Below are 21,872 nucleotides of genomic sequence, written 5' to 3'. Positions count from 1 at the left end.
GCCTGAAATTGGGCAGGAGTTGACGTCGGCCGAAGACCCGCTCGACGTCCGGGCCGACCCGGCGCTCGCTGTCGTTCGGGTTCCACGTCGTACCGGCGTACGCGGGGTCGCGCCACTGCGGAGCTCGCCTGCTCCTTCCTTCCGTGCCGTACGGCAAGCAAGGATGTCCCCATGCCTGACTTCGACGTGGATGCGGTCCGCAAGCAGTTCCCGGCGCTGTCCGAAGGTGCCGCGCACTTCGACGGCCCCGGTGGTTCCCAGACACCCCAGGTGGTCGCCGACGCCGTCGCCCGCACGATGACGTCGGCGCTGGCGAACCGCGGCAGCCTCACCCCTGCCGAGCGCCGCGCCGACGAGATCGTGGGCGAGGCCCGCCAGGCGATGGCCGACCTGCTCGGCTCCGACCCGAACGGCATCGTCTTCGGCCGCAGCATGACCCAGCTGACCTACGACTTCTCCCGCACGCTGGCCAAGAGCTGGGGGCCGGGCGACGAGGTCGTGGTGACCCGCCTCGACCACGACGCCAATGTCCGGCCGTGGGTCCAGGCGGCCGAAGCCGTCGGCGCCACCGTCCGCTGGCTCGAGTTCGACCCCGTCACCACCGAGCTCGACGACATCACGCCCTTGCTCTCGGAGCGCACCAAGCTTGTCGCTGTCACCGCCGCCTCGAATCTGCTCGGCACCCGGCCCGATCTCGAAGCGATCACCGCCGCGGTCCGCACCACCGACGCCCTTCTGTACGTCGACGGCGTCCACCTCACCGCCCACGCCCCGATCGACACCTCGTTCGCCGACTTCTACGCCTGTTCGCCGTACAAGTTCTTCGGCCCGCACTGCGGTGTCCTGTCCGCGTCACCCGCGCTCCTGGAAACCCTGAACCCGGACAAGCTCCTCCCGTCCAGCAACGCCGTACCGGAACGCTTCGAGCTCGGCACGCTCCCGTACGAGCTGCTCGCCGGCACCACCGCCGCGATCGACTTCATCGCCGGTCTCGGGGGAGTGGGCGAGAACCGCAGAGAGCGGTTGCTGAGTTCTCTCATGGTGCTGGAGATCCATGAGGACACGCTCCGGGCGGAGCTGGAGTCGCGGCTGGGCGCGATCGATGCGATCACCCTGCACGGCAAGGCGCGCCGCCGTACGCCGACGCTGCTGTTCAGCGTCGCCGGCCACGAGCCCGTCGCGGTCTCGACCAAGCTCGCCGAGTACGGCGTGAACGCTCCGTCCGGCTCGTTCTACGCCATCGAGACCTCACGCCACCTCGGCCTCGGCGACACCGGCGCCACCCGGGCCGGCCTGGCGCCGTACACCGACCAGTCGGACGTCGACCGCCTGGTCGAAGCCGTCGAGCGCTTGGTTGCCTGACGTCCCGAGGCCGATTTGGGCTACCCCGCAGACTTACTAAAGTCTGTGGGGTAAATTCGGCCCGGTGAACGAGCCAAGCCACGTCTTCGTGCAGTCCGGCCCGACGGACGCCCTCACCGCAGCCACCCGGGACGGACACCGCTGGAGCGCTCTCCGGACCGAGATCACCTGGTCCGACAGCGGCGAGATCACCGTCACGGCGACCACCGTTTCCCGCGTCGCGCTCCGCTGGGATCGCGCTCTCCCGGACAACGCCCTGATCCTCGGCGACGCCTGGGAGCGCTCGTACGGCGATCTGCAGTGGCGGCATCTCCAGCCCGAGCGGCTGCTTCCGTGGTACTGGCTCGCCCACGATCAGCAGACTGGCGCGACCACCGGCATGGGCGTCGACGTCCATCCCGGGGCCTTCTGCTCCTGGACCGTCGACCGTACCGGCGTCACCCTCTGGCTCGACCTCCGCAACGGTGGCGGCCCGACCCAGCTCAACGGACGGCGCCTTCAGGCCGCCGTCGTCCGCGAGTTCGCCGACGCCGGCACGCCGTGGACCACTCTGCACGCCGCCACCGAAGCGATGAGCGCCAACCTTCCGCCGCGTACCGACATCGGGCCGGTCGTCGGTGCGAACAACTGGTACTACGCCTACGGCGAAGGCTTCGACGAAAAGGCGGTCCTCCAGGACGCGGCAACCATCGTCGAGCTGGCCGACGGTCACCCGGTCAAGCCGTTCAGCGTCGTCGACGACGGCTGGAACCCGGGCGGCAACGCGTCCGGTGGCCCGTGGGACAGCGGGATTCCGGGACTCTTCGACGACATGGCCGCAACCGCCGAGTCGGTCAAGCAGCTCGGCGCCCGGCCGGGCCTGTGGTTCCGGCCGTTGCTGTCCCGGGAGAGCGGTCCCTGGGCGCATCCCAACGGCGGCGAGGGACCTGGCCGCGCGCTCGACCCGACGTACCCCGAAGTGCTCGACCTGGTCCGCGGCGACCTCCAGCGGTTCCGGTCGTGGGGCTTCGAGCTGGTCAAGCACGACTTCAGCACGTACGACGTGTTCGGCCGGTTCGGCCCGGCGATGGGGGCGCGGCTGACGAACTCGGGCTGGCAGTTCCACGACCCGACCCGGACCACCGCCGAGATCGTGCTCGACTTCTATCGCGAGATCCGCGCGGCCGCCGAGGACGTCGTGCTGATCGGCTGCAACACCGTCGGGCATCTCGCGGCCGGCCTGGTCGATGTCCAGCGCACCGGCGACGACACGTCCGGCCGGGACTGGGGGCGGACCCGCAAGATGGGCGTGAACTCGCTGGCCTTCCGGCTGCCGCAGCACCAGCGGTTCTTCGTGCTCGACGCCGACTGCGTCCCATGTACTCCACAGACCCCGTGGGAGCTGAACCAGCGTTTCCTGGATCTCGTCGCTCGGTCGGGGAGCGCTCTCTTCGTTTCCGTGGACCCGGCGGCCCGGACCGCGCGGGCGGATCGAGAACTTGCCGAAGGTATACGGTTGGCGCTCGATGGCGGCGACCAGCTCGAGCCGCTGGACTGGCTGGTGAACACGACGCCGAACACGTGGAGCACGGGCGCCGGCACCATCCAGTACGACTGGTCGTTGCCGTGGGGTGCGGACCCGGTCTCCGGGTGACCGCGGCGTGAGGACAGGGGGAGTGGTGAGCACGGTGCAGCCGCCGGCTGTGGTCCGGCGCGGTACGAACTTGGACCGCGTCGGAGGGTTCAACGACAGCGTCGTCCTGGACGCGATCCGCCGCGCCGACCAGCTGCTGAGCCGGGTCGAGCTCGCCGCCGCGACCGGACTGTCGGGCCAGGCCATCTCCAACATCACCCGCCGCCTGCTCGACGCCGGCCTGGTCCGCGAAGCCGGCCGGCAGAAGAACGCGGGCCTCGGCAAACCCCGCACCCTGCTGGAGCTCGAACCGACCGGCCAGTACGCCGTCGGCGTGCACCTCGACCCCGCCGTCGTCACGGTCGTCGTGCTCGACCTCACCGGCGCCATCGTCGCCCGCCGCCGAGCCGACACCGAAACCGTCGCGACGTACGCCGACTCCGCGCCGCCGCCGTCGGGCACCGGTCCCGCGCTGCTCGACACCGACCCCGCGCTGCTCAACGCCGACCCCGCGCCGAAGCGCACGGCCGACCTGTCCCGGGCCGACGACCCCGACGCGCTGATCAACGGAATCTCGGCCATGATCGAGCAGGTCATCACCGAAGCAGGCGCACCACGCGCCCGCGTGGTCGGCGTGGGGATCGCCGCCCCCGGACCGATCGACGTCGAGCGCGGCGCGGTCGTCGACCCACCCAACCTCACCGCCTGGCACCGGGTTCCCCTCCGCGACGCGTTGCGCGACCGCACCGGGCTTCCCGTCCTGCTGGACAAGGACGTCACCGCGGCCGCCTCGGCCGAGAAGTGGGCCGGTGGACCGAACGGCCGCGGCAGCTTCGTGTTCTTCTACCTCGGCACCGGCGTCGGCGCCGGCCTGGTGATCAACGACGAGGTGGTCCGCGGCTCGTCCGGCAACGTCGGCGAGATCGGTCACGTGATCGTCGACCCGGACGGCCCGCCGTGCGCCTGCGGACGCCGCGGCTGCGTCGGCGAGACCAGCCAGCCGCGCTACCTCGTCCAGCAAGCGGCCAAGGCCGGAGTGATTGCCGACGGCATCGACCTCGAGGATCGTCACGCCGTCGACCGCGCCTTCACCGCGCTCTGCGCCGCGGCCGCCGACGCACCAGGCGCGGCTCGCGAGATCCTCACCGCCCTGGCCGCGCGTGTCGCCAAGGTGGTCGAGGACATCGCGAACCTGCTCGACCTGGAGCGCGTCGTGTTCGGCGGTCCGCACTGGGACAAGCTCGCACCGTTCTTCGCCGACAATGTCCGGGAAACGCTCGGAGAGCGCTTCCTGGTCCGCTCGGTGCACCCCTTCGCCGTGGCCGGCACCGCGCTCGGCGCCGACGTCGGCGCGGTGGGTGCGGCCAGCCTGGTCCTCGACCACACGTTCTCGCCCAACCCGTCGGTCCTGCTGCTCGGGCCCGTGGAGAGCGCTCCCTGACGATCCCGCCCCGTCGAGCGCCGTGAATACTGCGGTGTGAGACATCCTGTCCCGCTGAAAGGTGATGTGTTGATGATCGACCCCGACGTGCTGGCCCGCGCCACCGAGGAGGTCCGCCAGGCCACCGGCGACCCGGTGATCGCGACGATGTTCCAGCAGTCGATGGCGCAGAACCTGCCGGCCGTCGCCGAACGCCTGCCCGACGGTACGACGTTCGTACTGACCGGCGACATCCCGGCGATGTGGCTGCGCGACTCGGCCGCCCAGCTGCGCCCGTACCTGGTGCTGTGCGCCGACGACCCCGGTCTGCAGGACGTGCTGATCGGCGTCCTGCACCGGCAGTTGGAGTACGTCGCGATCGACCCGTACGCGAACGCCTTCAACCGCGAGGCCAACGGCGCCGGCCACACCACCGACCTGACTGAGATGTCGCCGTGGGTGTGGGAGCGCAAGTACGAGATCGACTCACTGTGCTTCCCGCTGGACCTCGCGTACAAGCTGTGGCGGATCACCGGCCGCGACGACGTGATCGACGAGCGGTTCCGCACGGCCGCGAACGCGATCATCGACTTGTGGACGGTCGAGCTCGACCACGAGCAGCGTTCGCCGTACCGGTTCGAGCGGCACGGCGAGCCGGTCACCGACACGCTGGTCCGCGAGGGCCGCGGCCGCTGGACCAAGCCGACCGGGATGTCGTGGAGCGCTTTCCGGCCGAGCGACGACGCCACCGAGCACGGGTTCAACGTGCCCGGCAACATGTTCGCCTCGGTGGTGCTCGGCTACCTCGAGGTGATCGCGACGGAGGTGCTCGGCGACCCGGCGCTCGCCGGCCGCGCCAAGGAGCTGCGGGCCGGCATCGACGAGGGGATCGCGCAGCACGGCACGGTCGACCACCCGACGTTCGGGCGCGTCTTCGCCTACGAGGTCGACGGTGCGGGGGAGTGCCTGCTGATGGACGACGCGAACATGCCGAGCCTGCTGTCGGCTCCGCTGAGCGGGTACGCCGAGCCGGACGACCCGACGTACCTCGCGACCCGCAAGCTGCTGCTCAGCCCGGAGAATCCCTATTACTACAGCGGAAAGCACGCGTCCGGCATCGGCAGCCCGCACACCCCGCCGAACTACGTGTGGCACATCGCGCTCGCCGTCCAGGGCCTGACCGCGACATCCGCCGAGGAGCGCGCGCAGATCCTCCAGACGCTGCGCGACACCACCGGCGGCACCGGTCAGATGCACGAGGGCTTCCACGTCGACGACCCCAACCAGTACACCCGCGAGTGGTTCTCCTGGGCCAACGCGATGTTCTGCGAACTGGCCCTGGCCCACGCCGGCCGCCGGCTCTAACCCCGCTCGAACAAGTCCCGGTCCCACCCACGCACGTCGAGGACGGCTCGGAGCAGTACCGAATCTCCGAGCCGTCCCTGCCCACTCACCACCTCTCGTAGCGGCAGAGATCCGAGCCCGTCGCGATAGACGTCGAGCGCCGCCCGCCGCCGCTGCTCGGTCTCGGCCGTCGAGCTTCTGCTTCCGTCCTCCGCAATCGGCCGTCCTGGATCCCGCTCGCCGCGGCCGCTCTTCGACGAGAGCCCAGAGCCGCTCACCTCGACCAGCGCGATCTCGTTGCCCGCACCAACCACCCGGCCAGATCCGATCCTCGGCTTCTGGCGACCAGGGGTTCCACCCTGCGCGATGAGCCGCCCGAGCTCGGCCCGCCCCGCAGCAACATCCGCCGCCCGCAGCCGCGCGCCCAGCACCTCCACCTGGCCCGCCCGCGCCGCCTCCCGCACGGCTGCGCCCATCGCGACATGATCCGGATGTCCGGTCAGCCCATCGCCCCCGACAGTCAGTACGACGTCCGGCCGCACGTCCACCAGCGCCCGCCGTACGGCGTCGACCAAGATCGCGCTCTCCGCGTCCGCAACCGTCCCCGGCCCCCCGTCCCCACCGCGATCGATCCACTGTCCCGGCTCGCCAAGCCATCCCCACTCCGAGATCCCCAGCAACTCACACGACCGCGCCAACTTCCCGGTCCGAACCCGCCGCGCGTCCGCCTCCCCGAGCTCCGGATCCTCACCGGCCTCACCACCACTCGCGACCCGCAGGACGACCTGCCACCCCGCGTCGGAGAGCGCGATCGTCGCCGCCCCCGTCGCGAACACCTCGTCGTCCGGATGCGCGTGAACCACCAACGCGGTCCGCTCGATCACTGATCCCACTCCTGGTCCGTCAGCCGGCGCGCTTGCGCCGCAGATGGCGGCGGAAAGAAACCGCGCGATGTGAAGCGATCCCAGCAATCGACGCAGTACGCCACCGACCCCCACGCGAGCGGGTCCGACAGCATGCGGTGATCGCACAGCAGACACTGCGTCCACCAATGCCGATCGTCATCCTGGCCAAGGATCGAGGTCCGAGGTCGCCCCGTGCCTATCGGCGTCAGAGGGTGTACGTCGGGAGTCAGGCACACGCTGCCGCCCAGATTGCCGGCCCCGCAGATCAGGCACTCCGGAAACCAGCCCTCGTGGCCCTGATGACTCATGACCACATCTTCCGGCCTGGCGGCGGGAAACGCATCCGCCTCGCGATCCGGAGCCGAGAGCATTGACCGCGGACGCTCCGCGGTCTCACACGATGTCCCGCCGCCGAGTGGTGTACGCCGCCAGCGCCACGAACACCACGCTGTACGCCACCAGCGTCGCCAACGCCCGTCCGCCACCAACGGCATCCCTTACCCCGGGCGGCGCGTCAGCCGCGACCATCCCCGTCACGCTGAACACCAGCGCTCCGGCGTTCGCCCCCGGCAACGCGTCGGACAGCACCTCCAGGTCGGGCAGCAAACTGCTCACCACGCCGGCCAGCAACGTCTCAATGCCCAGGATCCACACCACACCCAGCCCGATCGGCAACGCAACGTTGCGGAAGGCAACAGCCAGCACCGCGCCGGCCAGGCACCACATCGTCAGCACCAGCCACCCGCCGGCCAACGCCTCCACAATCTCCAGCGGCCCGGGCCAGTTCATCGCCCCGCCCTCGGCGGCCGCGATTCCCAGGCTGCTGAGCGCGCAGGCCACGAAGATCCCCAGCACCCACACCGCGACCATCGTGAACAGTCCGAGCAACTGCCCTCCCAGCACCGAGATCCGGCCCGGCCGCTGGGTGAGCACGGTCTTCAACGTGCCCCACGTGTACTCGCCGCCGACGACGATCGCCCCGAGAACGAGCGAGAGCGCTCCCGCGAACACCGGGAACCCGCCGATCGTGTTGTCCAGCACGCGTTCGGGCAGCAACCCGCGCAGCACCTCCGCGCGAGGGACTCCGGTGGTCTGCGGGTTGTCGTCGCCGGTGAGATAACTGACGTACGGCAGTACGTACCCGAAGATCAGGCTCAGCACGAGGCCGGCCCCGAACAGCACCCAGACCGCCGACCGCTTGCGCAGCTTGATCAGCTCCGCGCGATAGCTACCCAGCATGGGACTTCTCCTCCGTGGTGAGCTCGAAGAACACGTCCTCGAGCGCTCTCTCGGTACTGCGCAGCTCCGACACCGCGATGTCCGCCTGCACCAGCAACCGGTTCAGCTCGGCCGCGCGATCGGGGGAGACCTTCACGCGCAGCGTGTCGTCGTACAGGTGCACGGCCTCGGGACCGAGAACATCCCGGAGAACCGAGTGAGCGCTCTCCAGCGGTCTCGCCCGGATCACCAGTTCCTGCTGACCGCGCAGCTCCTCGACGTCGTGCTCGGCGACCATCCGGCCGGCGTTGATGATCCCGACCCGGTCGCAGACCTGCTGGACCTCGCCGAGCAGATGGCTGGACAGGACGACGGTGCGGCCCTCCGACCCGAGTTCGCGAATCAGCCGGCGCATGTCCCGCATGCCGGCCGGGTCCAGCCCGTTGGTCGGTTCGTCGAGGATCACCAGCTCCGGATCCTTCAGCAACGCCGCGGCGACTCCGAGCCGCTGCTTCATGCCCAGCGAGTACGTCGAGAAGCGGTCCTTCGCGCGGCCGGCCAGATCCACCAGCTCGAGCACTTCCCGGACCCGGGCGCGTGGCACCTCGGCGTACTCGGCGAGCAGTCGCAGGTTGTCGAGTCCCGACAGGTACGGGTAGAACGCGGGCGACTCGATCATCGACCCGGTCCGTGCGAGCACCCGAGCCTGGCCCGGCGTGCCGCCGAGCACCTCGACACTCCCGCTGGTCGGTGCGATCAGGCCGGTCAGGATCCGCAGGGTCGTCGTCTTCCCGGCGCCGTTGGGCCCGAGGAACCCGTAGACCTCACCCGGCCGAACCACCAGATCGACACCATCGACCGCGAGGGTGTCGCCGTAACGTTTGGTCAGGCCGTGCACCTGAACCAGCGGGGCAGCTGTCGTCGTCATACCCCGAGGGTGTCGCCGAACCCCCACCTCCCGCGTCGCCCACCAGGAGTCACTGCAACTACCGCCGGGGGAGTACGCACCCCGGGCGGCGCGTCGGTGGAGCCCCGAAGGCGCCGCGACGGTCGTCGCCCTCGGCGCCGTCCGGGACCTTCGGCCGCCGCCGTCCCGGCGCTGCGACGTACCTAGGTAGTCAGCCCAACCAGCCCGGCCGGACGAGTCCCGTCTGGTATGCCAGCACGACCAGCTGCGCCCGGTCGCGGACGCCGAGCTTCACCATCGCCCGGCTGACGTGGGTCTTCGCCGTCGCCGGGCTGAGCACCAGCCGGGCCGCGATCTCGTCGTTCGACAACCCCTCGCCGACCAGCGCGACGATCTCCTTCTCGCGTTCGGTCAGGACGTCGAGCTCCTTGCTCGCATGCGGCTGCCGGCTCCGCGACGCGAACTCGGCCACCAACCGCCGCGTCACTCCCGGCGACAACAACGCGTCCCCGCGCGCGACCACCCGCACCGCCTGCAGCAGCTCGACCGGCTCGGTGTCCTTGACCAGGAACCCGCTCGCGCCTACCCGCAACGCCTCGAACACGTACTCGTCCAGGTCGAAGGTCGTCAGGATCACCACGCGAACGTCGGAGAGCGCTTCCTCGGAACCGATCTGCCGTGTCGCCTCGAGCCCGTCCGTCCCCGGCATCCGGATGTCCATCAGGACGACGTCAGGCTTCTCCGCGCGCGCCACCGCGACCGCCTCGGCGCCGTCCGCGACCTCGCCGATCACCGTGATGTCGTCCTCGGCGTTCAGCAAGGACCGGAAGCCTGCGCGCACCAACGCCTGGTCGTCCGCCAGCAAGACCCGAATCATGCGCCCACGCTAGAGCATCGCCCGGTCAGCGCCGTCCCACCAAAGCCAACGTGAACCGCCGCGCACGCCAGTGCGGCGGGCTCCGCTCACGCCAGCCCGGCGTCGTGCGCGAGCAGCGCGATCTGCGTGCGGTTGCCGAGCTCCAGCTTGGTCAGGATGTGCGAGATGTGCGCCTTCACCGTCGCCAGACTCATGAAGAGCTCCGCCGCGATCTCCGCATTGGCCTTGCCCTGCGCGACCGCGAGCATCACGTCGTACTCTCGCGGACTCAACCGGGAGAGCGCTCCCTGGGCCTGCGTGTGCGCGTCCGCCTGCGTCGCCGCCCGATCCATCAACCGCCGCGTGATCGCCGGCGACAGGATCGGATCACCCGCGGCGACCCGGCGTACGGCGTCCACGATCTGTGCCGGTGGTGTGTCCTTCAGCAGGAACCCGCTCGCGCCGGCGCGCAGCGCGTGCAGCACGTTCTCGTCGGTGTCGAAGGTGGTGAGCACGACGACCTCCGGCGGGTTCTTCCGCGCCCGGACCCGACGGGTCGCGGCGATCCCGTCGACTCTTGGCATCCGCAGATCCATCAGCACCAGGTCCGGGAAGTGCGCGTCGACCGCGGCCGGCACCTCGTCCCCGTCCGCCGCCTGACCAACCACGGCGATCCCGTGCGCGCCGTCGAGCATCATCTCCAGACTGGCCCGGACGAGCGCGTCGTCGTCCACCACCAGCACCCGAATCGTCGCGCTCTCACTCATAGCCGTCCACCGTAGTCACTCCGGTGTCACTCCGGGCCAGGGCAACGAAGCATGCAATCTGAACCGCCCGGCCACCTCCCCGTGATCGAGCGTCCCGCCGGCCAGCTGCACCCGTTCGGTCAACCCGACCAGTCCGGCCCCGCTCCCAGGCGCTACCGGAACCCCGTTGCCACCGGGATTCGTCAGCTCGATCGTCAACCCGTCACCCGGCCGACCCCGCACCACCAGATTCACCGGATGCCCGGCCGCGTGCTTGCGCGCATTGGTCAACCCCTCCTGCACCACCCGGTACGCCGTCCGCCCGGTCGCCGGTGGCAACGTCTCCGCCGCGCTGACCTCGGCGTCGTACGAGATCGCGCTCCCCGCGTCTCTGGACTCCTGCACAAGCGCGTCCAGATCGCCGAACGTCGGCTGAGGCCGTCCACCCGGCAACTCCTCGATCTCGCCGTCGCGCAGCACGCTGATCACCTCACGCAACTCGTCCAGCGCCTGGTGCACTCCGGTCCGGATCACGCCCGCCGCCTGGGCGAGCTTCTCCGGCGACGAGTCCGGCCGGTACTCCAAGGCGCCCGCGTACGTCGCCAGCAACGACAGCCGGTGAGCGAGCACGTCGTGCATCTCCCGCGCCATCTTCGTCCGTTCCAGCGCTCGCGCCTCGGCCACGCGCCGGCCCTGCTCGTTCTCGGCCCGGAGAGCGCGCTCTCGCAGTGATCCGACCAACGCGCGCCGGGCCTGCGTCCACTGGCCCCACCCCAGCAAGGCCGCATGAACGGCGATGTCGAGCACGACGTACCAGAACAGGTTCAGCCCCTCGACCGGCCGCCAGATGCGCTGGAGGAGGTGCCCGGCCGCACCGGCGAGCGCGACCAGTGCTGCGACCCGCAAAGGCCGGCGCTGCGCAACCGTCAAGGTGCCGACGGTCGACGTCGGAGTCGCGGCGGGGGAGAACGCGGCGAGCACGGCCAGTACCAGTGCCGTGCGCACCGGCCAGGGGCCCAGCCGCAGCATGAGGCCGACGGCAACGACCCCGAAGACGATGTCGAAGACCAGCCAGCCGGTTCCGCTCTGGTGGCCGGCCTGCCGTCCGACGATCGTGCAGCCGGTGAAGACGGCGATCGCGATCAGCGGCAGCAGGTCGTAGACGCGTCGTCGCCGCGTCGGCGGCTGACAGCTCGAATCCATGCGTTCGAGCCTAGGTCCGGGGCCGGTGCGGCGACCACCGACCAAAGTCGGTGCCGGACCGACTTCCGGGCGGGGCGCCGCAGCCGCGCGGCCGATGCGGCAGAACGCGCTCTCTCGTGACGCTGGGACGCACCTCGACCAGTGGAAGGCACCGATCATGACCATCACCAAGAACACCTCACCCACCCGCGTCGCCGGCAAGAGCCGCTTGGCGGTCATCGGCGCGACGTCCGCGGCGACGGTGGCGACCTGGGCGGTCCTCGCTCCGCTCGCGGGCATCGAGCTGAAGGCCGAGCAGGGCTCGTCGACGACGGAGGTCACCGGCGTCGCGGTCTTCCTCGCGGCGACCGTTTCGGCCTTGGCCGGCTGGGGTCTGCTCGCGCTGCTCGAGCGCCGTACCGTCAATGCCCGCAAGATCTGGACGATGCTCGCGGTCGCCGCCTGCGTCCTGTCCCTCGGCAGCCCGCTCGTCAGCGGAATCGGTATCGGCGCCAAGCTGGGCCTGGCGTTGCTGCACCTGGTCGTCGGCGCCGTCGTCGTGCTCGGCCTCCGTCGCACGGCCCTGTCGGCCACTGACCGCTGCGACTAACATGGCGCCGGAGATGAGGAACTGGAGCGGCTACCAGACGGCGAAACGAGACCTGATCCGCACGCTCTCCGGCACGGTGCTGGAGATCGGCGCGGGCAGCGGCGCCAACTTCGCCGACCTGCCCGATCACGTCGAGTGGATCGGTCTGGAACCGAACCGCCGCGCCCGCGCCCGGCTCACCCGCACAGCGGCCGGGCGCCGCGTCCTCGCCGCCGGCGCCGAGGAGATTCCGTTGCCAGCGGCAAGCGTCGACGGGGTGTTGTCGACCGTGGTGCTCTGCTCGGTCGGCAACCTCCCCGCGACACTCCAGGAGCTCCGCCGGGTGCTTCGTCCCGGCGGCCGCTTCGTTTTCGTCGAGCACGTCGCCGCACCCCGCGGCACCTGGACCCACCGCCTCCAGGTGGCGGCCACGCCGTTCACCCGGCGCCTCGACCGCGGCTGCAACCCCGCCCGCGACATCGCGACCGCGATCCAGAACGCCGGCTTCACGACGATCGAGCTGGAGCACTACACGATGCCCGGCCTGATCCCGATCCCGTTCATCGCCGGCGCCGCGACCAACTGACTCACCAGGTCGGCGACGACAACCGGGCGGCCCGGTAGAACCCCTCGATGTGCTCGGTCACGAGCCGGGCAGCGTCGTCACCCTGCCCGTCCCGGATCGCCGCCACGATCGCGCGGTGCTCGGTCCGCAGGCCGATCGCCGTCGCGTCCCAGTTCGGCAGATTCGGCACGGCCGCCAGCACGTATCCGTGAATTGCCGACCGCAACGATCCCATCACCGCCGCGATCAGCACATTGCCCGCCAGCCCCGCCAGCGCGACGTGGAACTCCGCGTCCAGCAGATGAAACTCCTCCGGCGACAACCCCTCGCCGTCCATCCGCTCGAGCAGCTCCTCGGCCACCGCGAGCTTTGCCACCAGGTCCTCGCCGGCAACCTCGTGTCGAGCCTTCTCGGCGAAGAGCCCAGCCGCCTCCTGAGCCGACCAGGACTCCAGCAGCACCCGTGTCTGCACGATGTCGTGCATCGGCAAGTGACTGGTCGCCAGGTGCAGCCGCAGCAGTGCGGTCAACGGCGCCGAAGGCTCGGCAACGATCACCGCGCCCGCCTCCGGCCCTGACCCCGTCGCCGTCCGCACGACGCCCAGCGCTTCCAGTACGCGCACCGCCTCCCGCACCGACGGCCGGCTGATCCCGAGCTGCTCCGCCAGCGCCCGCTCTCCAGGCAGTCGCCCACCCAGCCGCAACCGCCCCGCCGCGAGGTCGGCCTCGACCTGCTGCAGCACCAGCTCGTAGTTCTTCACAGCGGGGAGTCTAGCTGTGTGGTCGGACCACAGGCTATGCTGTGGTCCGACCACAGCCGCTCGAACCACGAGGACACCCGATGACCGATCGCCAGATCCCCCGCTGGTCCGAGCTGAAGCCGCTGCTGCGGCCCAAGCCGGTCACGGTGAACCCGACCGAGCGTCGACTCGAGAAGGCCCTCACCATCGCGGACCTGCGCGCGATCGCCAAGCGCCGTACGCCGCGCTCGGTGTTCGACTACACCGACGGCGCGGCCGAGTCGGAGATCAGCCTGCAGCGGGCCCGCCGGCTGTTCGCCGAGATGGAGCTGCAGCCGTCGATCCTGCGCAACGTGTCCGACATCGACCTGGGCACCGACATCCTCGGCCGCCGCTCCGAGCTGCCGTTCGCGTTCGCGCCAACCGGTTTCACCCGGATGATGAACCACGAGGGCGAGAGCGCGGTGGTCAAGGTCGCCGAGCAGATCGGCATCCCGTACGCGCTGTCCACCATGGGCACCACCTCGATCGAGGACGTCGCCGCCGCCGGTCCGGACGCCCGCAAGTGGTTCCAGCTGTACGTGTGGCGCGACCGCGACGCGGGGGAGGACCTGGTCAAGCGCTCGGCCGCCGCCGGGTACGAGGCGCTGATGCTCACCGTCGACGTACCGGTCGCCGGTGCGCGGTTGCGGGACGTCCGCAACGGCTTCACCATCCCGCCGACGCTCACCGCCAAGACGGTGCTCGACGCGTCCCTGCACCCGGCCTGGTGGATCAATCTGCTCACGACCCGGCCGCTGACCTTCGCCTCGCTGTCCAGCTGGGGCGGTACGGTCGCCGAGCTGCTGGACCAGTTGTTCGACCCGACGATGACGCTGGACGACCTCAACTGGATCCGCTCGATCTGGGACGGCCCGCTGATCATCAAGGGCATCCAGACCGTCGACGACGCGCGCCGGGTGGTCGATGCCGGCGCCGACGCCGTCGTACTGTCCAACCACGGCGGCCGCCAGCTGGACCGGGCTCCGACGCCGCTGCGCATCCTGCCGGACGTCCGCAAGGCCATCGGCTCCGACGCCGAGATCTACCTCGACACCGGCATCATGAGCGGGGCCGACATCGTCGCAGCGCTGGCGCTGGGCGCTGACGCCTGTCTGGTCGGCCGTGCCTACCTGTACGGGCTGATGGCCGGTGGGCAGCGTGGAGTCGAGCGTGCGGCGCAGATTCTCACCACCGAGGTGCGGCGCACGATGGCCTTGCTCGGTGTGCCCAGCGTGAAGGACCTCAACCCGTCCCACGTCCGGCTGCCCTGACCGACGCCAGTACGCCGTACGGCCGCGCGCCCGTCAGGTGGTGCGCGGCTCCAGCGGCAGGTGCGCCACGACCCGCAGCCCACCGGTCGGCGTACGGCTCGCGGTCAGGGTGCCGCCGAGAGCCGTGGCGCGCTCGCGCATGCCGATGATCCCGTTGCCCTCGCGCGGCGGTCCGGTCAGCGACTCGCCGTTGTCGTCGACCTGCAGCACCAGCGTCTCCTCGCCGTACTGGATGCGGACGGTCGCGGCGGTCGCCTTCGCGTGCCGCACGATGTTCGTCAGCGACTCCTGGATGATCCGGAACGCCGCCCGGTCCAGCCCGGTCGGCAGCGGGCGCGGGTCGCCGTGCACGATCGTGTGCACCTCCAGCCCGGCCCGCGACGTACCGCTGATCAGATGGTCGAGCCGCTCGAGTCCGGCCACCGGTTGCCGCGGCGCTGACTCGTCGGTCTGCCGCAGGATGCCCACGATCGACCGCAGCTCGACCAGCGCTTCCTTGCTCGCCTCCTTGATCGCCGACAGCGCCGGACCGGCCTGTTCGGGCTGCCGGTCGACCAAGTGCAGTGCTGTCGAGGCCTGCACATTGATCAGAGAGATGTGGTGCGCGACGACATCGTGCAACTCCTGGGCGATCCGCAACCGCTCCTCACCGGCTCGGCGGAGCTCCGCCTCGCGACGGGTCTTGTTGGCCGCCGCGACGCGCTCGCGGTGCGCACGGAACAGCTCGGCCAGGAAGCCGAGCACCAAAAAACAGGTGCCGACCAGGAGCACCTGGTAGACGTTCTGGTCGTTGGTGCCGAGCACAAGCCGGCCCAGCACGTGTCCGCTGTAGAGCGCGGCGATGGCCGCCCAGCCCGCGGCTCGATGCCCGGCTCTGATCGTGGCGAACACCGCGATCACGAAACTGAAGATCACCGGCCCGTAGCCGTACTCGCGCAGCATGTAGATCAGCGTCGCGACAGTGATCGTCCAGATGACCGGAACCGGGTGGGTGTCCAGCCAGTAAAGCGCCACCGAGCCGATCAGCACGAGCACGACCAGGAGCCAGTCGGCCGGACGCCGGTCCGCCTGACCCTCAGTGGCCCGGATCGACCCGAAGACGGCCACGACGGAGATGATCGCGGGCAGGGCGATGCGTCTGACCTGCGACCGGGGGACCGACGCTGTAGTGCTCACCTTGAGAACGGTAGAGGTCGCGGCGACCAGGTGTCATCGGCGCCACGGAGTACTCGCGCCTGCTTCACCGGGCGTACGTCAGTACTTGACGCTGTAGATGCCCTCTTCGTACTTCGGTCCGTAGTACTGCTCCAGTGTCGCCAGGTCGTCGTTCGGGCGGTCGAGCGCCTTGGCCAGCTTCGCGCGGCTCGGCACCGCGTCCGGCTCCCAGGTCTCCGGCTTCCAGACCCTGGAACGCAGGAACGCCTTCGAGCAGTGGTGGAAGATCTCCTCGATCTCGACCAGCAGGGCCAGTTGCGGCCGGTTGCCCTTGACCACCATCTCGTCGAAGAACGGCGCCTCCCGGACGATCCGGGCCCGGCCGTTGATCCGCAACGTCTCGCCGCGGCCCGGGATCAGGAAGATCAGGCCGACGTGCGGGTTGGTGAGGATGTTCTGGAAGCCGTCGATCCGGCGGTTGCCCGCCCGCTCGGGGATCGCGATGGTCGTGTCGTCGAGCACCTTGGTGAAGCCGGCCGGGTCGCCCTTGGGGGAGACGTCGCAGCTGCCGTCGGCCGCGGAGGTCGCGATCAGGCAGAACGGCGACGCGGCGAGCCACTGCTTGTCGAGCTCGTGCAGTTCCTTGCGGTTCTTGTCGGCAGCGTGGGCCAGCGGGGCAGGCACGACCTCGCGCAGGTCCTCGTAGGTAGTGATCTCGACCAGGCCGGGGATGTCCATCAGGCGGCGTACTCCTCTACCAGTAAAGGCTGGACCGCCTTGCTGGCGGGCCGAGTCCGTACCGCCCATCGTACGGCGGGACCAGTCGCGCAACTGGTCCCCAGGAACAGCGCACCGACCACCATCCAGCCGATCGGACCCCAGCCGAGCACCAGTGTCGTGAGCAGAACCGGGCCCAACATGCGGGCGATCGCGGGGCCGGTGCCGAAGAATCCCTGGTACTGGCCTTGCTGTTCGGCCGGGGCGAGACCGAAGCTGATTTCCCAAGCGCCCGAGGCCAGCTTCATCTCGCCGAAGGTCAGCAACGCAGCAGCCGCGGCCAGTACGACGGCCGTCGCGGCTGGGGGAGCGTCGATCGCGGAGAGGGCGAACACCGCGCAGGCAACGAGCATCGCGACGCCGGCCACCCGTACCGATCGAGTTGCCGTCTTCAGACTCGTGACACCGCGCGCGATGCGGACCTGGAACACGGTGACGCCGAGCGTGTTGATCACCAGCAACGACGCGACCACCCAGCCCGGAGCGTTGGTGCGCTCGACGATCCACAACGGCGCGACCAGACTGAGCAGCGGCATGAACATGAGCATCACGGCGTTCAGCAGCGCCAGTACGGCGTACGGGCGGTCGCGCAGGACCGCGAGTCGCGGCGTACTCGCGTGCCGCTCGGTCGCGGCTCGAACGGCCGGCACCGGCCGGATCAACGCCGCGGCCACCAGGAAGCTCACCGCATCGATCGCGAAAACCGTCAGGTACGCCTCGGTGGTGTCGAACTTCAACGCGACTCCACCGAACGCGGCGCCGACCGCCAATCCGCCGTTGGCCGTCGCCTGGAGCATCGCGCGGATCCTCGTCCGTTCGGCGGGGGAGACGAGGCCGGCCAGCAGCGCCTGTCGGGCGGCGGTCAGCCCTGTCTGGCTGGTCGCGTAGGCGATCGCGGCGATGAGGAAGAGCGGGAAGCTGCGAACGAACAGGAACGCTCCGACCGATGCCGCGGTCGACACCGCGAGCAGCATCGCGACGCCTCGAGGGCCGCGTCGATCGGCCAGGTGACCGAGCGGGACACCGGTCAGAAATCCGACCAGCCAAGCGATCGTGAGTCCGAGTCCCACCTGTGCGGTCGACAGTCCGACCACGCGGGTGAAGAACAACGCCGACGTGACGATGAAGGCACCGTCGCCCACGGAGTTCGCCAGCTGAGCCATCGCGAGGTGCTTCGAGGTCGTCATACAGCGAGCCTAGGGTCCAGAGGCCCATCGGTCAGGTCCACTTCGGGCGCCTGATGATGGGCCAATGTTTCCCTGTGGACAACCGCTGGAACGGGGTCTTTCGACGGCATCTTCTAGGCATGACCTTCACCGACCTGCCCAAGAACTGGCGTCGCCGGCCGCTCACCGACCCCGGGCTCGCCGCCGACGTCGTCGACCTCTACTGCTCCGCCGGTGACCGCCGGCGCGGCACCTTGACCCTGTTCATCTGCGACGAGCGGGACCGCTTCCGCGGCGCTGTGGTGATCGACCTGTGCGACCTCGCCGTCGAGCCTCTACCGAAGCGGGGAGTCGGTCCGCAGAGTGCCCGTCCGATCGGCCGTGCCGCCGGGCTCAGGCCGGTGATCAAGCCTCTGCAGGTGTTCCCCGGCGGCGCGCTCATGCTGGCCCTCAGTCGGTCCGGTCCTGCCACGACGACCGCGGCCGATCGTGAGTGGGTCGACGCCGCCATCCGTGTCTGCCGTTCGCTCGGCGTGCGCCTGCTCGGCTTCTACCTGGCCTCCCGCGACGCGGTCTTCCCGGCCGACGTCACCACGGCCGTCGTCGACCTTCCCGCCGCAGCCTGACCAAGGAGCGTGCCCCGATGCCCCGAATCATCCCGACTCTGCCGGCGACGGCCTCAGCGCACCCCGCGGGGCCGGAACTGAATACTGATCCTGGGACCGATCCGTCCCGACGCCTTCGGAATCGCGTGCTCCCACGTCCGTTGACACGAGCCACCCATGACGATCAGATCGCCGTGCCCGAGCCGATGCCTGATGGTCGATCCCACCGGTCCGGTGACGGAACCGGGCCGTGGCCGCAACGCGAGTACCCGAGGCTCACCCACCGACAGGATCGCCACCATCGTGTCCTCGTGGTTCCCGCGCCCGAGCTTGTCGCCGTGCCACGCGACGCTGTCCCGGCCGTCGCGGTAGAAGCACAACCCGGCCGTACGGAACGGCTCGCCGAGCTCCTCCGCGTAGTGCTCGCTCAGCAGCTCGCGCGCTTCCTCCAGAATCGGCAGCGGCAGCGTGTCGCTCTCCCCGTAGAAGCAGAGCAGCCGCGGCACCTCCACCACCCGGTCGTACATCTGCCGTCGCTCTTCCCGCCACGGCACGTCCGCCGCCAGCCGCTCGTACACCTGATCGGCGCCCGACAGCCAGCCCGGCAGCACGTCGATCCACGCGCCGTGGCTCAGTTCGGTCCGCTGGATCGCGTCCAAAGATCCGAGTTCCGGATCGGCGAAAGCATCCAGCAAGGACGCTTGAAGGTCAGCACCCATGACCCCACAGTACCCGACACTCGAACATTTGTTCCCCTGACTGCGGGAGCTATTTCCGACGCCCACGACCTGCTGCGACCAGTGGTGCCAGTGGGGCGAGTGAGGTCGTCTCTGCCCTGGCCTCCACCTGCGAAAGACTGCCCTGACGACCGCGGACCGCATGGGAGCCCTGATGTCACGCTTGCTGATCCGGAACTGCTCGGTGCTCGTCGTCCCCGAGATGGGGGAGTGCCACGTCGACGAGGGCCAGGACATCCTGATCGAGAACGGCCGGATCAGCTCGATCGGCCCGACCGGCACCTCCGGGTCGTCGGCGGCCGGCACCTCCGCCTCATTCCCGGCCGGCGCCTCCGGGACAGCTCCGACCGAGACCTCCGCGTTGTCCCCGAGCGGCACCTCCGCGTCGTCGCAGGCCGGGCGCCCTGCGGACTCTGACCCGCCGGACACCCTCGACGCCACCGGCCTGCTCGCGGTCCCCGGCCTCACCAACGCCCACACGCACAGCCCGATGGTGATGATGCGCGGCGCCGCGGAGGACGTCTCCATCGAGGACTGGTTCAACGACAAGATCTGGCCGATGGAAATGAACCTCACCCCCGAGCGCGTCCGGGTCGGAGCCCGCCTCGCCTGCGCCGAGATGCTGCTGGCCGGCGTCACCACGTTCGTCGACCACTACTTCCACGCCGACCAGATCGCCGAGGCCGCCCTCGAACTCGGCATCCGCGCCGACCTCGCCCCCACCTTCTTCACCTCCACCGGCCCCGAAGCCCGCGAGGCCGCCTTCGACACCGCCCGCCAGATCCGTGCCCTAGGCAACCAAAAGGCGAACGGCCGCCCACCCCGGATCACCGCCAGCCTCGGCCCGCACGCCCCCTACACCGTCTCCGACGACGACCTCCGCCGCACCGCAGAGGTCGCCCGGTCCGAGGGCTTCCGCGTCCACCTGCACGCCGCCGAAACCATCGACCAGACCACGTCCTCCCAAGCCCAGCACGGCACGACCCCGATCGAGATCCTCCACCGCACCGGCGTCCTCGAATCAGGCACCCTGATCGCCCACGGCTGCGGCATCCTCGACTCCGACCTGGAGCTCTTGCAGCTTCACGCCGACCGCACCACCGTCGCCACCTGCCCCAAGGTCTACCTGAAACTTGCCATGGGCAACACCACCCCGATCAAACAACTCCGGTCCGCCGGCGTCGCCGTCGCGATCGGCACCGACGGCGCCGCAGTCCACAACACCCTCGACGTGTGGGAATCCGTACGCCTGGTCGCCCTCACCGAGAAGCACCAGCAACAGTCAGCCGAATGGATGCCCCTGTCCGAAACCCTCCGCCTGGCCACCCGCTCCGGCGCCAAGGCTTCCCTCCACAACAACGGCACCCTCACCCCAGGCCACGCCGCGGACATCGCCCTGGTCGACCTCTCCGCCCCGCACAACCAACCGCTGCACAACCCCCTCGCCGCCCTCGTCTATTCGGTCCGGCCCACTGACGTGGTCCACGTAGTAGTAGACGGCCACCTGGTAGTCCACAACCGCACCCTGACCACGGCAGACCTCACCGAAATCCTCACCGAAGCCAACGCCGTGGCGCACACCCTCGTAGACCTCAGCCACCCCGGCGCCGTCCAGCACTACGCCCCATGACCCCGTCCTCCCACCGCGCCGAGCCCACCGCTCAGCTACTCGAAGACGTCCGCGACGCATACGCCTTCACCGACGTGACCGTCACCCGCGACCTCGGCGGCAACTTCAACCTGAACCTGCAAATCTCCACGCAACAAGGCCGTCTCGTCGTTCGAGCCTGCCCACCCTGGGTCACCCCGGACCGCCTGACCGCGGTACAAACTGTCCGCACTCACCTACGCGCCCACGACTGGCCGATTCCACAAACGCTCCCCACCCGCACCGGCGCCACGATGCTGCAAACCGCCGACCACCTGATCGAGGTCGAACAGTTCGTCGATCCCCGCGGCGTCCCCATGACCACCTGGCCCACGATCACCGCAGCCATGCCCTGGCTCGCCCGCCTCCACGACGCCCTCGTCGATGCGCCGAGCTCTCCAGCGGCCGCCGTCGCACCCTTCGCAAACCACGTCCCACCCCACACAGACATAACTCGCGCAGTCGCCGCGATCCGCACCTGGAACTTGTCACCCACCGAAGCGACCTACGTCAACGCCGCCGCCCACCTCGCCGCGTCCCTCCCACACCCAGCCCTACCAACGCAACTGGTCCACGGCGACTTCTGGGCCACCAACGTCCACCTCTCCGGCGACCGCCTGACCCTCCTGCTCGACTTCGATTTCCTAGGAGACCGCCCCCGAATCGACGACCTCGCCCTGACCCTCTTCTTCGTCAACGAACACCTGGGCCGACACGACGCCACCCCTCCCGCCTCGCCACCCCTCCGCCAGCTCGTAGACAGCTACGACGCGGCCCTGACCAACCAACTAACCGAGGCGGAACGAGCAGCCCTCCCACACGCCATCCTCCGCACGCCGCTCACCTTCCTCCAAGACCTGGCCCACCTAGGTCCCACCAGCAGCCCCGAACTCAACTCCCTCCGAGGTCCCCAGTACGAGTGGGCACTCAGCCAGCTGAACAATCCAACTTGGCTGAGAGCATTCGTCTGAAGCCGGCCCCAAAGTTGATTGCTCATCACGAACAGTCAAGGCGTCTTGTAGGCTC

General features: G+C 69.8%; 21 protein-coding genes. 10 read left to right on the top strand and 11 right to left on the bottom strand.

From position 1 onward, the window contains the following. Positions 1-171: 171 nt before the first annotated feature. From BWI15_RS12800 to BWI15_RS12780, 4 genes are all read left to right on the top strand, one after another. Positions 172-1,362, top strand: a complete 1,191-nt coding sequence (locus BWI15_RS12800) for a cysteine desulfurase-like protein (RefSeq protein WP_077014524.1) — start codon at positions 172-174, stop codon at positions 1,360-1,362. Positions 1,363-1,426: 64 nt separating this feature from the next. Continuing rightward, complete coding sequence (locus BWI15_RS12795) at positions 1,427-2,995, top strand: hypothetical protein (RefSeq protein ID WP_077014523.1); 1,569 nt, start codon at positions 1,427-1,429, stop codon at positions 2,993-2,995. A gap of 25 nt (positions 2,996-3,020) precedes the next feature. Continuing rightward, positions 3,021-4,415, top strand: coding sequence for an ROK family transcriptional regulator (locus BWI15_RS40050; protein WP_237771251.1), 1,395 nt, complete (start codon positions 3,021-3,023; stop codon positions 4,413-4,415). A 72-nt stretch (positions 4,416-4,487) separates the two neighbouring features. Next, a complete protein-coding gene (locus BWI15_RS12780; protein WP_077014878.1) occupies positions 4,488-5,759 on the top strand; it encodes a glycoside hydrolase family 125 protein in 1,272 nt (423 codons plus the stop codon). Here the strand turns inward: BWI15_RS12780 and BWI15_RS12775 are convergent. From BWI15_RS12775 to BWI15_RS12750, 6 genes are all read right to left on the bottom strand, one after another. Continuing rightward, entirely contained in the window at positions 5,756-6,622 is an 867-nt protein-coding gene (locus tag BWI15_RS12775) for a PIG-L deacetylase family protein (RefSeq protein WP_168197303.1), read from the bottom strand. The two genes, BWI15_RS12780 and BWI15_RS12775, sit on opposite strands and share 4 nt — an antisense overlap. A gap of 414 nt (positions 6,623-7,036) precedes the next feature. Then, a complete protein-coding gene (locus BWI15_RS12770) occupies positions 7,037-7,882 on the bottom strand; it encodes an ABC transporter permease (protein ID WP_077014522.1) in 846 nt (281 codons plus the stop codon). Beyond that, positions 7,872-8,789, bottom strand: coding sequence for an ABC transporter ATP-binding protein (locus tag BWI15_RS12765; protein WP_077014521.1), 918 nt, complete (start codon positions 8,787-8,789; stop codon positions 7,872-7,874). The genes BWI15_RS12770 and BWI15_RS12765 overlap by 11 nt, the downstream gene beginning before the upstream one ends. Before the next feature lie 190 nt (positions 8,790-8,979). Beyond that, entirely contained in the window at positions 8,980-9,645 is a 666-nt protein-coding gene (locus BWI15_RS12760; RefSeq protein ID WP_077014520.1) for a response regulator, read from the bottom strand. Positions 9,646-9,731: 86 nt separating this feature from the next. Further along, positions 9,732-10,391 carry a response regulator transcription factor gene (locus BWI15_RS12755; protein WP_077014519.1) on the bottom strand — a complete coding sequence of 220 codons (660 nt, stop codon included), beginning with the start codon at positions 10,389-10,391 and terminating at the stop codon, positions 9,732-9,734. Positions 10,392-10,406: 15 nt separating this feature from the next. Further along, on the bottom strand, positions 10,407-11,573 hold the full coding sequence (locus BWI15_RS12750; RefSeq protein ID WP_077014518.1) for a sensor histidine kinase: 1,167 nt from the start codon (positions 11,571-11,573) through the stop codon (positions 10,407-10,409). Positions 11,574-11,730: 157 nt separating this feature from the next. On the opposite strand from BWI15_RS12750, the gene BWI15_RS39345 reads away from it, so the two are divergent. Together BWI15_RS39345 and BWI15_RS12740 are read left to right on the top strand one after the other, a co-directional pair. Next, the gene (locus tag BWI15_RS39345) at positions 11,731-12,162 is read left to right on the top strand and encodes a DUF6069 family protein (protein ID WP_077014876.1); all 432 of its coding nucleotides are present in this window, start codon (positions 11,731-11,733) and stop codon (positions 12,160-12,162) included. Between the two features lie 13 nt (positions 12,163-12,175). Continuing rightward, positions 12,176-12,727 (top strand): class I SAM-dependent methyltransferase, encoded by a 552-nt coding sequence (locus BWI15_RS12740; protein ID WP_168197301.1) that lies wholly within the window; start codon positions 12,176-12,178, stop codon positions 12,725-12,727. Position 12,728: 1 nt separating this feature from the next. Here the strand turns inward: BWI15_RS12740 and BWI15_RS12735 are convergent, their stop codons facing one another. Beyond that, positions 12,729-13,466 carry a FadR/GntR family transcriptional regulator gene (locus BWI15_RS12735; protein WP_083750719.1) on the bottom strand — a complete coding sequence of 246 codons (738 nt, stop codon included), beginning with the start codon at positions 13,464-13,466 and terminating at the stop codon, positions 12,729-12,731. 80 nt (positions 13,467-13,546) lie between these two features. Between BWI15_RS12735 and BWI15_RS12730 the strand changes: the two genes are divergently transcribed. Next, positions 13,547-14,758 (top strand): alpha-hydroxy acid oxidase, encoded by a 1,212-nt coding sequence (locus tag BWI15_RS12730; protein ID WP_077014516.1) that lies wholly within the window; start codon positions 13,547-13,549, stop codon positions 14,756-14,758. A 33-nt stretch (positions 14,759-14,791) separates the two neighbouring features. Here the strand turns inward: BWI15_RS12730 and BWI15_RS12725 are convergent, their stop codons facing one another. From BWI15_RS12725 to BWI15_RS12715, 3 genes are all read right to left on the bottom strand, one after another. Next, positions 14,792-15,934 (bottom strand): sensor histidine kinase, encoded by a 1,143-nt coding sequence (locus BWI15_RS12725; RefSeq protein ID WP_237771250.1) that lies wholly within the window; start codon positions 15,932-15,934, stop codon positions 14,792-14,794. Positions 15,935-16,012: 78 nt separating this feature from the next. Continuing rightward, positions 16,013-16,651, bottom strand: a complete 639-nt coding sequence (locus tag BWI15_RS12720) for a pyridoxamine 5'-phosphate oxidase family protein (RefSeq protein ID WP_143465539.1) — start codon at positions 16,649-16,651, stop codon at positions 16,013-16,015. Next, entirely contained in the window at positions 16,651-17,877 is a 1,227-nt protein-coding gene (locus tag BWI15_RS12715) for an MFS transporter (protein WP_077014514.1), read from the bottom strand. The genes BWI15_RS12720 and BWI15_RS12715 overlap by 1 nt, the downstream gene beginning before the upstream one ends. A 119-nt stretch (positions 17,878-17,996) precedes the next feature. On the opposite strand from BWI15_RS12715, the gene BWI15_RS12710 reads away from it, so the two are divergent. Then, the gene (locus tag BWI15_RS12710) at positions 17,997-18,482 is read left to right on the top strand and encodes a hypothetical protein (RefSeq protein WP_077014513.1); all 486 of its coding nucleotides are present in this window, start codon (positions 17,997-17,999) and stop codon (positions 18,480-18,482) included. Positions 18,483-18,535: 53 nt separating this feature from the next. On the opposite strand, the gene BWI15_RS12705 is transcribed toward BWI15_RS12710, so the two are convergent. Further along, complete coding sequence (locus tag BWI15_RS12705) at positions 18,536-19,180, bottom strand: alpha-ketoglutarate-dependent dioxygenase AlkB (RefSeq protein WP_077014512.1); 645 nt, start codon at positions 19,178-19,180, stop codon at positions 18,536-18,538. A gap of 172 nt (positions 19,181-19,352) precedes the next feature. Here BWI15_RS12705 and BWI15_RS12700 point away from each other — a divergent pair, with 172 nt between their 5' ends. Further along, positions 19,353-20,828, top strand: coding sequence for an amidohydrolase (locus BWI15_RS12700; protein WP_077014873.1), 1,476 nt, complete (start codon positions 19,353-19,355; stop codon positions 20,826-20,828). Further along, positions 20,825-21,817, top strand: coding sequence for a phosphotransferase enzyme family protein (locus BWI15_RS12695; protein ID WP_077014511.1), 993 nt, complete (start codon positions 20,825-20,827; stop codon positions 21,815-21,817). The genes BWI15_RS12700 and BWI15_RS12695 overlap by 4 nt, the downstream gene beginning before the upstream one ends. The last annotated feature ends 55 nt before the right edge of the window (positions 21,818-21,872 follow it).

This window comes from Kribbella sp. ALI-6-A, assembly GCF_001984195.1.
Lineage (GTDB): Bacteria > Actinomycetota > Actinomycetes > Propionibacteriales > Kribbellaceae > Kribbella.
Note: the sequence above shows the minus strand (reverse complement) of the source record. Positions and strands in the feature narration are given on the sequence as shown.

Coding starts and splice junctions, on each gene's coding strand:
- BWI15_RS12740 (WP_168197301.1), top strand. CDS start 12,176: ATGAGGAACTGGAGCGGCTACCAGACGGCGAAACGAGACCTGATCCGC.
- BWI15_RS39345 (WP_077014876.1), top strand. CDS start 11,731: ATGACCATCACCAAGAACACCTCACCCACCCGCGTCGCCGGCAAGAGC.
- BWI15_RS12770 (WP_077014522.1), bottom strand. CDS start 7,882: ATGCTGGGTAGCTATCGCGCGGAGCTGATCAAGCTGCGCAAGCGGTCG.
- BWI15_RS12730 (WP_077014516.1), top strand. CDS start 13,547: ATGACCGATCGCCAGATCCCCCGCTGGTCCGAGCTGAAGCCGCTGCTG.
- BWI15_RS12800 (WP_077014524.1), top strand. CDS start 172: ATGCCTGACTTCGACGTGGATGCGGTCCGCAAGCAGTTCCCGGCGCTG.
- BWI15_RS12700 (WP_077014873.1), top strand. CDS start 19,353: ATGTCACGCTTGCTGATCCGGAACTGCTCGGTGCTCGTCGTCCCCGAG.
- BWI15_RS12695 (WP_077014511.1), top strand. CDS start 20,825: ATGACCCCGTCCTCCCACCGCGCCGAGCCCACCGCTCAGCTACTCGAA.
- BWI15_RS12705 (WP_077014512.1), bottom strand. CDS start 19,180: ATGGGTGCTGACCTTCAAGCGTCCTTGCTGGATGCTTTCGCCGATCCG.
- BWI15_RS12760 (WP_077014520.1), bottom strand. CDS start 9,645: ATGATTCGGGTCTTGCTGGCGGACGACCAGGCGTTGGTGCGCGCAGGC.
- BWI15_RS12755 (WP_077014519.1), bottom strand. CDS start 10,391: ATGAGTGAGAGCGCGACGATTCGGGTGCTGGTGGTGGACGACGACGCG.
- BWI15_RS12750 (WP_077014518.1), bottom strand. CDS start 11,573: ATGGATTCGAGCTGTCAGCCGCCGACGCGGCGACGACGCGTCTACGAC.
- BWI15_RS12720 (WP_143465539.1), bottom strand. CDS start 16,651: ATGGACATCCCCGGCCTGGTCGAGATCACTACCTACGAGGACCTGCGC.
- BWI15_RS12780 (WP_077014878.1), top strand. CDS start 4,488: ATGATCGACCCCGACGTGCTGGCCCGCGCCACCGAGGAGGTCCGCCAG.
- BWI15_RS12710 (WP_077014513.1), top strand. CDS start 17,997: ATGACCTTCACCGACCTGCCCAAGAACTGGCGTCGCCGGCCGCTCACC.
- BWI15_RS12715 (WP_077014514.1), bottom strand. CDS start 17,877: ATGACGACCTCGAAGCACCTCGCGATGGCTCAGCTGGCGAACTCCGTG.
- BWI15_RS12765 (WP_077014521.1), bottom strand. CDS start 8,789: ATGACGACGACAGCTGCCCCGCTGGTTCAGGTGCACGGCCTGACCAAA.